The following is a 10,273-nucleotide window of genomic DNA, read 5'->3' on the forward strand; positions in this document are numbered from 1 at the left end:
TCGCGTGGCAGTATCAAATTTAATTATAACAGTCATACATCAATCACCTTCACGGGGTGGTTTTTGATATAAAAGCAGCGCATTCAACGCACCCCCAAAAGCTAATTGCTAATTGCTGATTGCTAATCGCTTTTTTCATACCTTTACGATGCCACAGGGCGCAAAGTGCGCAAAGTGGTGCGGGACAACGTTCTTTCAAACAACAAGGTTACGGATTATGCGAATGGGTTTCAGTATTTGGATAACGTCATACAACATTTTCCCACAGCGGAGGGCTATGCTTCGCGCTTGAATTTACGGCAGGAGAATGGGGTAGTGGCGTTGTTGCCGAGTACGGAGTTGCCGGTAGACTTTTTTACGTATGTCTACAACTACACCGACCATTTGGGGAATATACGCTTGAGTTATGCGCAAGACCCCGACACGCAGCAGTTGAAAATCGTGGAGCAGAATCATTACTACCCTTTTGGCTTGCGCCACACCAACTACAGCGGTGGCAAGATGCAAGTAGTGAAGGAACAGGAACTCAAACGCATGGCGCCCACTCCTGAGGAGTTGTTGTCGTATAAGTATAAATACAACGGGAAGGAGTGGCAGGATGAGTTGGGGTTGAATATGTATGATTATGGGGCTAGGAATTATGATGCGGCGATTGGGAGGTGGATGAATATTGACCCGTTAGCAGACCAATATAGAAGATGGTCTCCCTATAATTATTGTATGGATAATCCAGTTATTTTTACTGACCCTGATGGAATGTACGTTGACACGGCATGGATTTATCAAAAAGATAAAAAAGGCAATTATGTAAATAAAAATCTAGTAAAAGCTTTTGAAGCTTTTGCTAAATCAAAAGAAGGAATAGCATTTTTGTCAAACTTTGCTGAAAAAGGTCAGGTAATTGCAGGACATGAATATAAGGAAAGTGGTAAATTTGACAAAAATGATACTGATTTAAACTTTGCCCAAGCTGAACCTGGTGTTGGGGATGCCTATACAAGTTCGGAGTCGAAAGGAAAAGGTATTGAAATCACAATAAGTCTATTGCCAAGTGGAACAAAAATTGACAATATGATTGACGATATAGGACATGAGTCTTTTCTTCATGCAGAGTCCATAGCGAATGATTTCTATGATGACAAAAAATTAAACTTATCAAACATTGACAAGGACATTGTTAAAAATCTTAAAGACCATAATGTGGAAACTTCTCCATACACCAATCTATTTGTTAAAAGCCAAATTTTCTTCTAATGCTTTGTTCAAATCATCGGCTGAAATCTCTTTGTGAGAATTTATAATTGATTTTTTTGCTGCATCATTAGCTATCTTAACAACAAGTGCATAAGATAGTCCTTCCATATCTTTTGCATATGTTTCAAGGTTAATCTTCTTATTAAGATTTAATGCAGAAAAAGTTACTTTAAGTAAATCTATAATTTCGGCTTCATTTGGTTTTGGTAGTTCGATTATCTCATCAAATCTTCTAAATAAGGCCTTGTCTAAACTACCTTCTAAATTAGTTGTAGCAATTAATATACCTTGACCACTATACTCCTCTAAAAGTCCTAAAACAATATTTACGATTCTATGAATCTCTCCAACATCATTTGACTTTAGATCTCTTTGTTTACCAATAATATCGAATTCATCTAATAAAAGCACGCAAGGGTATTTTTCTAAACTCTCAAACAATTTATTTAAGTTTGATGCTGATTCCCCAAGATAAGATGAAATTATTGAGTCAAAACGTACTTTATAAAAAGGCAACCCCAAATCCCAAGCTATTCTCTCAGCGGTCATACTTTTACCACATCCAGAACTACCGTATAGGAGTATTTTTTGTCTAGGTTTTAAACCGTGATGAGCAAGCCTTTCTCTAGCTATATACTCTTTTTCAATTCTTATTATTTTCTCTTCAACAACTGGAGATAAAACCATGTTATGCCTTAAAAAATCATTTTCAATATGAGTGGCTCATGGTAATTTGTATCTTCTATCTGCTGGGATTAAAAATACATCATCTCTATCTTTTGTTATTTTAAGAGTAGGATTTTTTTGAGACTCAAAAACTTTTGCCAAATTGCCTTCTAAAATAGTGTCAAGTCTATCAGCTAATTTAGTGTGTCCTTTTCTTCTTTCTTCTTGAATAATGGTATAAGCTATCCTTACCAAAGGTTCTTCTTTATTCCCTTCGATAGATTTAAACAATCTTGTAAGTAGCGTTTGATTCATTATTTAGCGTATGTTAGTGACATTTTACTCAACAAATTTAATAATTTGACAGACTATATATTATGTCAATTTTATAATTTTTATTAAAATCAAAGTTAAAGAATAAAGATAAACAGTGAATTAAAAAAAATGGAGATCAAAAAAAACACCCCGAAGACTGATTTGTTATCCTTGTCCACCTATAAAAATGCAAAAGCTACACCTCAGCCGTAAAGTGTTCATTATTTACACGATGCTCCTCATTCCGATACTGCGGATTTGCAATCCATACCAGCATAGAATAGAATCAATAGCTACTACGAATTTTAATAGTAGTATGTATATTTTGAGCAATACCAAGTGCCAATACCTTGTTTTGTACGGATTGTTGATACTCCTATCGAGGGCTACGTCATCCCCTAGTGTGATTTCTCCTATCGTCGAAATGACAGCGGGTCGGTTGGAATTACTATTTTCTAAAGTACATAGTATTAAGTTTTGAATTTGAGTGTTTTAGCACAGCTAAAACTTTATTTTTACGTTTTTTTGTCATTTCGACGAAGGAGAAATCACATAATCAAAGGCTAAACTACTCCCGACCTGATAGTAGATTTACTTCGTCTGTTCTACAAAAGCCTCGAGTGCTGCGTGTACCTCAGCTGGATTGAAAATGAATGCGTGGTGATTGAATAGGATCTTTTTTGAAGGGATTGCAAATCCGCTGTATTACGTAAAATGTTCAACGAGTAGGAAGCCATACCTTTCAGCAATCCCAAAACTCATAATTCATAACTCATAACTCATAACTCATAATTCATAACTCATAATTCATAACTCAAAACCCTTCAGCCGTTTTACTGGAATCGGCTAGTAAGGTATTCAGTTGTGCCATTTCGTTTGCGGTGAGGGGGCGGTATTTTCCTACGGGTACATCCAGCGAGATGTTCATGATACGAATGCGTTTTAAGGCTGTCACCTCGTAGCCGAGGTAGGCACACATGCGTCGAATTTGTCGATTCAATCCTTGGGTTAGCGTGATGCGAAATACATTCCGACTTATCGCTTCCACCGGACAGGGGCGCGTAACCGTATCCAATACAGGAACCCCTTTGCGCATCCGTTCGATAAAGCGATCGGTCAACGGTTTATCTACCGTTACAATGTATTCTTTCTCGTGATTGTTCCGCGCCCGAAGAATTTTGTTGACGATATCTCCGTCATTGGTCATCAGCAAAAGTCCCTCGCTGGCTTTGTCCAAACGACCAATAGGAAAAATGCGTTCGGGATATTTGAGGTAGTCAATGACGTTGTTTTTCACCGAAGTGTTGGTCGTGCATTCAATGCCTACCGGTTTGTGAAATGCCAAATAAATCCGTTGTTCTTGGTCGTTGTGAATCGGTTTTCCATCCACACAAATGCGATCTTCGGGGCCCACTTTTGTTCCCATTTCAGGACGTAATCCATTCACGGTTATACGCCCTTGTTCAATCAGGCGGTCGGCCTCTCGTCGGGAACAGTACCCCGACTCGGATAGAAATTTATTCAATCGTGTCATGACACAAAGATAGCGATTCGCAACGATTACGGTTTTTCAATAAAATCAATCAAGGTTTGATACAAATAGGCATCATGTAAACTGTGTCCGAGTCCACGTGTGGTAATGAATTCCGCATGGGGCCATGCTTTGGCGATTTTTTCACTCTCTTCCCACAAAACCACAGTGTCTTCTTTGTCGTGTACGATGATTCCGGGTAAAGTCAGTGATTCCACAAACAAAGCGGCTGAAAAGGATTCAATGGTTACCTCAAATCGTTTTTGGGTATACGCCTTGAGAAAACGGTATATTCGACGGTTTAACCCAAGCAATTTGATATAATTTTTGAGGATAATTTTAAAATCAGACGGCGCCCCCAGAAGAATTAACTTTTGCGCCGGATGCGGATAATGTTTTTGGTAGTAGGCGATGGCATTGCCCCCCACCGAGTGGCCAATAAGAATGGTCGGTTGGTAGTGCTCGACTATTTTGTGAATGAATTCGGCGTATAACGGAACGTTAAACTCGTTTCCACTCGATAAACCATGTGCTGGAGCATCAAGCGCTATTATTGTTTTTCCCGTTTTGAGAAGGGGTTTGATGAGCTTTTTCCATCGCGAGGCATTGCTTTCCCAACCGTGAACGAGAAGAATCACCTCTTCGTTCCCTTGCCAAATATAGGTTTGAATCACATGGGTATCCAACGCATGTTTTTCCCATTGGGCGCGTTGTAAAATCTTCGGTGGTTTTTCGGCGTTGAATCTTCCTTTTCGCGGTTGACTAAAAAAACGATAAGCCAAACGGAACGCATGTTTGGGATACACATAACTCATGAGGTTGAGGTATAACCCCAAAGACTTGGCAAGGAATAGTTGAATCATAGGCGCGAGGGATGAAATAAAAAAAAGCCACCGTAGGGTGGCCTTATGTTTTAGATGGATGCAAACAATTGTTGCATTTTTTCTCGTTCTTCTTGTGCCAAAACATTGTCGACCAAAATACGACCCGAATGTTCGTCAGTGATGATTTTTTTACGGGCAGCAATCTCCACTTGGGTTTGCGGAGGAATTGTAAAAAACGACCCTACCGATGCACCTCGCTCAATCGACACTACGGCCAATCCATTGCGAACACTGTTGCGAATTCGGTCATAAGCCGCCAACAAACGGTCTTCAATACCTTCGCGATATTCTGCTGATTTTTCCATCAAAAAGTTTTCCTCTTTTTGTGTTTCAGCCATGATATCATTCAACTCCGCTTTTTTGTGTTTTAAGTGGGTGGTTTTTTGATCTAATTTTTCTTTCGTTTGACCCACCGCTTCTTTTTTGAACTCAATCGAAGCTTTCATTTCTTTGATTTGCTTCTCGGCCAATTGAATTTCTAATTCTTGGTATTCAATTTCTTTGGTTAAAGCGTTGAATTCTCGGTTATTACGAACTTCTTTTTGTTGTTCAGCATAACGTTTTATCGACGCTTGGTGGCTTTCAATGGCCCCTTTTTTCAATTTGATATTGTCCTCAATTTGGTTGAGTTCCAATTGTAATTTGTCCAAACGGGTGGTTAATCCGGTTACTTCATCCTCCAAATCTTCTACTTCAAGCGGTAATTCGCCGCGTACACTTCTGATTTCATCAATGCGGGAATCAATTAGCTGTAAATCATATAGCGCTCTTAATTTTTCCTCAACGCTCATTTCTTTTGTAGTAGCCATATATTATAAGTACTTAACCGGGTTTGTATTTACTTCTGATACTTGAATTCCACTCAATAGCGGAACGGGTGCAAAATTAGTAATTTTTTCTTTAAGAAAATCAACTATATAATTTTTTGTAAATCTTTCACTTTCAAAGTGTCCCACGTCGGCCAAGATCATTTTCCCTTCTGCTTCGTAGTAATTGTGGTATTTTAAATCGGCAGTGATGAACAAATCAGCCCCAGTCGCTAACGCATTTTTTATGGCAAAACTTCCCGAACCACCCAAAACCGCAACACGTTCAATTTTTCGTTCCAAAAAAGGCGAATGACGAATGCCGCCACACGCTAATTTTGCTTTGACCTCCAATAAAAATTCTCTTGCGTCTCGGGGACTAGGGAGTTTACCAATACGTCCTAATCCCAAGTTTTGATGAGCGTTTTGTAGTGGGTACACTTCGTAAGCCACTTCTTCATAACAATGGTGCTTAAAAAGCGCTTGAAGGAGGGGTTGTTGAAGGTGTTTTTCAAAGGTTACTTCAATTTTTTGCTCTTCGGCGCTCACCCATTCGTGACGTTGACCTATAACCGGATTGCTTTTTTCATTCCCTTGATAAGTTCCTATGCCGGTCGAATTAAAACTGCAATTTTCGTAGTTCCCGATGTGACCTGCTCCGGCAGCAAATAAGGCGTCTCTGATGGCGGCTGCATGTTCAATAGGGGCGTAAGTGACTAGTTTTTGAATAAAATCGGTTTTCGGAATCAATACTTCCGATTCAATAATGCCCAATGCGTCACATAAAAGGGTATTTACGCCCTTGGGATGGTTATCCAACGCCGTGTGGACCGCATAAATGGCAATATCATTTTTGATGGCCTTTCGAACCGCCCGTTCGACATAATTTTTTCCGGTAATTTTTTTTACCCCTGAAAATAGTATGGGATGAAAACACACGACCACATTACATTGCCGTTCTACAGCTTCCTCAATAACAGCTTCCAGTGCATCATGGCAAACCAAAATTCCAGTTACGTTCTCCTCAAGGTCGCCAACCAAAAGACCTACATTGTCAAAGTCTTCAGCATAGGCTGTAGGGGCGAGTGTTTCCAACAAGGGAATCAATTGGCGCAAGGTAAATGAAGGGTTTGTGGTCATCGTAAGGTTTTGAAATAAAAAGTTAGTAATGAGGGGCAATCATGTTTCCCAGCGATTAAATTCATCAACGATTTGCCATGTGTCTCCTTTTTTTTGAAATAAAAAGAAACTACCGCTGTTATGTTCTATCGTGCGGTAAAACCCCACTTTTATCAAACAGTACCCCTGGTCTAGATAAATAGGTTGATTGACAATCATCATGCGCTGATTATTTTCGCCATAGCGTTGGGTGTTTTTTTCAAATTGCGCTAAGGTCACGGGTTGTTGCACTTTTTGCTTCAAATAGTGATGTTCTTTGGCAAATAAAATGGAAAACTCGGCCTCCCACGTTTCTGGGGGACGGGCTGTTTGCACCTGCTTTTTGATGGCTTCCAATTGGGATTGTAAAATCGGATGATTGCGACAACCATCCCATAGTTCTAGGGTATTGGGCGCTTTGTCACGGTAAAAGTACAGCAATTGCAACCGATTTTTCACAATGGGTTTCTCTTGGGCATAAAAGCGATTCAACAGCAATTTAAGCAACGCAGCATTGTCGGAAGGCGTGTTTTGAGCCTGTCCCAACAAGCCAATGAATGCCCAAAGGATCACCCAGTATCTGCTCATTTTTTGGTATTCCATCGCTCAAAGATAAAAAAATGTTACTTTCGTAAAATGATTATTTTGCGTATTCTCCTTTTCCCTCTAGCCCTTCTTTATGGAGGAATCACCGCTTTTCGCAACAAGGCCTATGATTGGGGTATTTTGCGCTCCTATACCTTTTCCATACCCATTATTGCGGTAGGTAATTTAAGTGTGGGTGGAACGGGAAAAACGCCTCAGATTGAACAGTTGATTCGACTTTTACAACCCCATTACCGCATCGCTACCCTTAGTCGAGGATATCGACGAAAATCCAAAGGGTATTGGGTGGCCAACGACCTTACCGATACGACTTCAAAAGAAGCTATGTTGGGAGATGAGCCGTATCAAATCCACCGAAAGTTTCCCGACGTTACCGTCGCAGTCGATGCCGATCGCGTCCGGGGCATTACCCAATTACTGAAGCGAAAGCCACAACCCGACCTTATTTTACTCGATGATGCCTTTCAACACCGACGGGTAAAAGCGGGTTTTTATATCCTGTTGACGGCCTATGATGATTTGTATTGTGACGATTGGATGTTGCCATCGGGTACCTTGCGCGAGTTCACCTCGGGTGCTGAACGTGCCCACATGATAATTGTCACAAAATGTCCTCCCAATTTGTCGGAACTTGCACAGCAGAAGATACGACAGCGTTTGGCTGCAACAATTCCTGTTTTTTTTAGTACAATTGTCTATGAAGATGGGGTATATGAGGGTCACAATCGTATAGCGTGGTCAAGTGTCAACAAATCAGATTGCATTTTTGTTACCGGTATTGCGAAGCCAAAACCCTTTTTGGAGTATGTGGGAGCTACCGAAAGTCAAACCCTTCGATTTCCCGATCATCACTCTTTTTCTCCAGAAGATATTGAACACATGAATCGGAAGTTTTCGGGTAAAATAGTGATTACGACAGAAAAAGATTTTGTACGCTTACACGGAAAAGGACTGCAATTACCGTTGTATTATCTTCCCATGCAAAGTCAACTTTTGCAGCAAGAAAACCAGTGGAAACAACTCATTTTAGATTATGTGGGAACAAGTACAAGAAACCGTTGATTATATTAAAAAGGCAACTGCATTTTCACCCGATTACGGGGTGATTTTGGGTTCGGGTTTAGGGAGTTTTACCGAGGATATCCAAATAACACACGTTTTGCCCTATGCTGAAATTCCGCATTTCCCTATTTCAACCGTTCAAGGCCATCAAGGGGCTTTGGTTTTTGGTCGCATTGGCGCCAAGAAAGTGGTAGCCATGCAAGGTCGATTTCATTATTATGAGGGATATTCTATGCAGCAAGTAACCTTTCCGGTTCGGGTGATGAAAGCATTGGGGGTGTCCAAACTTATCGTTTCTAATGCTTCGGGTGGCGTGAATCCTCACTATCATGTGGGTTCTATCGTTTTGCTCACCGACCATATCAATATGATGCCCGAACATCCGTTGCGGGGTATCAATGAGGAACGATTTGGTCCCCGATTTGTAAATATGAGTGCTCCTTACAATCGTAAAATGATTGCCCAAGCGCAGGCCATAGCGCAGCAAGCAGGGTTTCCTGTTCACGAGGGTATTTATTTAGCGTTGCAGGGGCCTACCTTTGAAACCTTGGCGGAGTACCGTATGGTTAAAATTTTAGGTGCCGATTGTGTAGGGATGTCTACGGTTCCCGAGGTTATCGTAGCGCGCCACATGGACATGGAGGTTTTCGGGTTGTCGGTCATTACCGATATGGGCAATGAAGAAAGCATTGAAGAAGTCAACCATGCCGAGGTGCTTAAAGCGGCGCAAAAGGCCGAGCCCCATGTGCGGTTACTGATTCGTGAATTGATTCAAGGGGATACCTTAGAGTAGGTGATCGGCAATAATTTTGTAAAACTTTTCGGGTTCGAATGGCTTCGTCAACACTTCGGTCATCCCATACGAGAGGAGCATTTCTCGGTTTTCATTTAAAGAAATCGCAGTTAAAGCAATAATCGGAATCTGGGTGTTAAATTCCCGAATTTGTTGCGTTGCAATGGTTCCATTGATGCCAGGTAAATGGACGTCCATTAATACCAAATCATAACTGTCGGGTTCTTTGCGAAGTAAAGTAACACTGTCTTCACCATTATCCAAGATGCGGCAAGACATACCGCGGTTCTCCAGCATTTTTTTGGTAATCATTTGGTTGATTTTATTGTCTTCCACCAACAATATGCGTTTTCCTTCAACGACGGTTTCGACGGGTTCTTCCGTTTCAAGTGGCTTTTTTTCTTCCACCAAGGTTTCGCTTACTTGGAAAGGTAAAATGAAGGTAAAGGTGGTACCAAGTCCAACTTTACTGTTCAAAGTAATCGTACCACCCAATAATTCAACCAATCGTTTTACAATGGCCAAACCTAAGCCGGTGCCCCCGTATTTGCGGTTAATTTCAATCGAACCTTGTGAAAAGCTTTCAAAGATTTCATGTTGTTTGTCCTCGGGAATACCAATACCATTATCGGCTACTTGGAATTTGATTTTGATCGTTTTGTCCTGAATTTCTTCCAAATGAGTGCTCAAACGCACGTGGCCATTTTTGGTAAATTTCAACGCATTATTCACCAAGTTGATGATGATTTGCGATAATTTCGTCGGGTCACAAATAAGATGTTCTGGAATCGATTTGTCAATGTCAATTTCAAAAATGTTGTTGTTCTCCTGTGCAATTTCTTTAAAGGAGTTTTGAATATTCTTGAGTTGCGTATGGAAAGCACACTGAATATTTTCCACTGGCACGTTTTCCGACTCAATACGGTTGATTTCCAATATATCATTGATGAAAGTCAACAAATAATTTCCAGAGAATTGAAGGGAGTTTAAATATTCAATCTGACTTTCTTTGGGGTTGTCTTCAATCAAAAGATGTGTAATCCCATTGATTGCATTCAACGGCAGACTGTGAAAAAACTTCACAACCTTCCCAACAAATATAGTAAAAACCTAGGAAGAAGAGTAGTTATTTTGTATCTTTAACCATGCAACATATACAAGGAATTTCCCGCAATCAGCTACAAGTTTCCAGTCTCGA

11 protein-coding genes are annotated in these 10,273 nt (G+C 40.5%); 3 read left to right on the forward strand and 8 right to left on the reverse strand.

The annotated features are described in order from the left end of the window. The first annotated feature begins 165 nt into the window (after nucleotides 1–165). Nucleotides 166–1,254 (forward strand): RHS repeat-associated core domain-containing protein, encoded by a 1,089-nt coding sequence (locus tag O9316_RS04370; RefSeq protein ID WP_298347024.1) that lies wholly within the window; start codon nucleotides 166–168, stop codon nucleotides 1,252–1,254. Here O9316_RS04370 and O9316_RS04375 read toward each other — a convergent pair. From O9316_RS04375 to O9316_RS04405, 7 genes are all read right to left on the reverse strand, one after another. Next, complete coding sequence (locus O9316_RS04375; protein WP_298203309.1) at nucleotides 1,225–1,941, reverse strand: AAA family ATPase; 717 nt, start codon at nucleotides 1,939–1,941, stop codon at nucleotides 1,225–1,227. The genes O9316_RS04370 and O9316_RS04375 overlap by 30 nt on opposite strands. A gap of 36 nt (nucleotides 1,942–1,977) precedes the next feature. Then, nucleotides 1,978–2,235, reverse strand: a complete 258-nt coding sequence (locus O9316_RS04380; RefSeq protein WP_298203310.1) for a hypothetical protein — start codon at nucleotides 2,233–2,235, stop codon at nucleotides 1,978–1,980. An 814-nt stretch (nucleotides 2,236–3,049) separates the two neighbouring features. Further along, entirely contained in the window at nucleotides 3,050–3,769 is a 720-nt protein-coding gene (rluF, locus tag O9316_RS04385) for a 23S rRNA pseudouridine(2604) synthase RluF (RefSeq protein ID WP_298203311.1), read from the reverse strand. Nucleotides 3,770–3,795: 26 nt separating this feature from the next. Further along, entirely contained in the window at nucleotides 3,796–4,629 is an 834-nt protein-coding gene (locus O9316_RS04390; protein WP_298203312.1) for an alpha/beta fold hydrolase, read from the reverse strand. A gap of 50 nt (nucleotides 4,630–4,679) precedes the next feature. Next, entirely contained in the window at nucleotides 4,680–5,459 is a 780-nt protein-coding gene (locus O9316_RS04395; RefSeq protein WP_298203313.1) for a C4-type zinc ribbon domain-containing protein, read from the reverse strand. 3 nt (nucleotides 5,460–5,462) lie between these two features. Continuing rightward, a complete protein-coding gene (locus O9316_RS04400) occupies nucleotides 5,463–6,596 on the reverse strand; it encodes a Nif3-like dinuclear metal center hexameric protein (RefSeq protein WP_298203314.1) in 1,134 nt (377 codons plus the stop codon). Between the two features lie 39 nt (nucleotides 6,597–6,635). After that, entirely contained in the window at nucleotides 6,636–7,202 is a 567-nt protein-coding gene (locus O9316_RS04405; protein ID WP_298203315.1) for a hypothetical protein, read from the reverse strand. Between the two features lie 48 nt (nucleotides 7,203–7,250). On the opposite strand from O9316_RS04405, the gene lpxK reads away from it, so the two are divergent. Together lpxK and O9316_RS04415 are read left to right on the forward strand one after the other, a co-directional pair. Then, nucleotides 7,251–8,282 carry a tetraacyldisaccharide 4'-kinase gene (gene lpxK, locus O9316_RS04410; protein WP_298203316.1) on the forward strand — a complete coding sequence of 344 codons (1,032 nt, stop codon included), beginning with the start codon at nucleotides 7,251–7,253 and terminating at the stop codon, nucleotides 8,280–8,282. After that, the gene (locus tag O9316_RS04415; protein ID WP_298203317.1) at nucleotides 8,254–9,075 is read left to right on the forward strand and encodes a purine-nucleoside phosphorylase; all 822 of its coding nucleotides are present in this window, start codon (nucleotides 8,254–8,256) and stop codon (nucleotides 9,073–9,075) included. Before lpxK ends, O9316_RS04415 begins: the two co-directional genes overlap by 29 nt. Here the strand turns inward: O9316_RS04415 and O9316_RS04420 are convergent. Next, the gene (locus O9316_RS04420; RefSeq protein ID WP_366941514.1) at nucleotides 9,067–10,158 is read right to left on the reverse strand and encodes an ATP-binding protein; all 1,092 of its coding nucleotides are present in this window, start codon (nucleotides 10,156–10,158) and stop codon (nucleotides 9,067–9,069) included. The two genes, O9316_RS04415 and O9316_RS04420, sit on opposite strands and share 9 nt — an antisense overlap. Between the last annotated feature and the right edge of the window lie 115 nt (nucleotides 10,159–10,273).

This window comes from Flavobacterium sp. (assembly GCF_027533505.1).
GTDB lineage: Bacteria > Bacteroidota > Bacteroidia > Flavobacteriales > Flavobacteriaceae > Flavobacterium.

Excerpts from the sequence above, each read along its gene's own strand:
- lpxK (WP_298203316.1), top strand. The coding sequence starts at position 7,251 with ATGATTATTTTGCGTATTCTCCTTTTCCCTCTAGCCCTTCTTTATGGA.
- O9316_RS04380 (WP_298203310.1), bottom strand. The coding sequence starts at position 2,235 with ATGAATCAAACGCTACTTACAAGATTGTTTAAATCTATCGAAGGGAAT.
- O9316_RS04375 (WP_298203309.1), bottom strand. The coding sequence starts at position 1,941 with ATGGTTTTATCTCCAGTTGTTGAAGAGAAAATAATAAGAATTGAAAAA.
- O9316_RS04400 (WP_298203314.1), bottom strand. The coding sequence starts at position 6,596 with ATGACCACAAACCCTTCATTTACCTTGCGCCAATTGATTCCCTTGTTG.
- O9316_RS04395 (WP_298203313.1), bottom strand. The coding sequence starts at position 5,459 with ATGGCTACTACAAAAGAAATGAGCGTTGAGGAAAAATTAAGAGCGCTA.
- O9316_RS04390 (WP_298203312.1), bottom strand. The coding sequence starts at position 4,629 with ATGATTCAACTATTCCTTGCCAAGTCTTTGGGGTTATACCTCAACCTC.
- O9316_RS04405 (WP_298203315.1), bottom strand. The coding sequence starts at position 7,202 with ATGAGCAGATACTGGGTGATCCTTTGGGCATTCATTGGCTTGTTGGGA.
- O9316_RS04415 (WP_298203317.1), top strand. The coding sequence starts at position 8,254 with ATGTGGGAACAAGTACAAGAAACCGTTGATTATATTAAAAAGGCAACT.
- rluF (WP_298203311.1), bottom strand. The coding sequence starts at position 3,769 with ATGACACGATTGAATAAATTTCTATCCGAGTCGGGGTACTGTTCCCGA.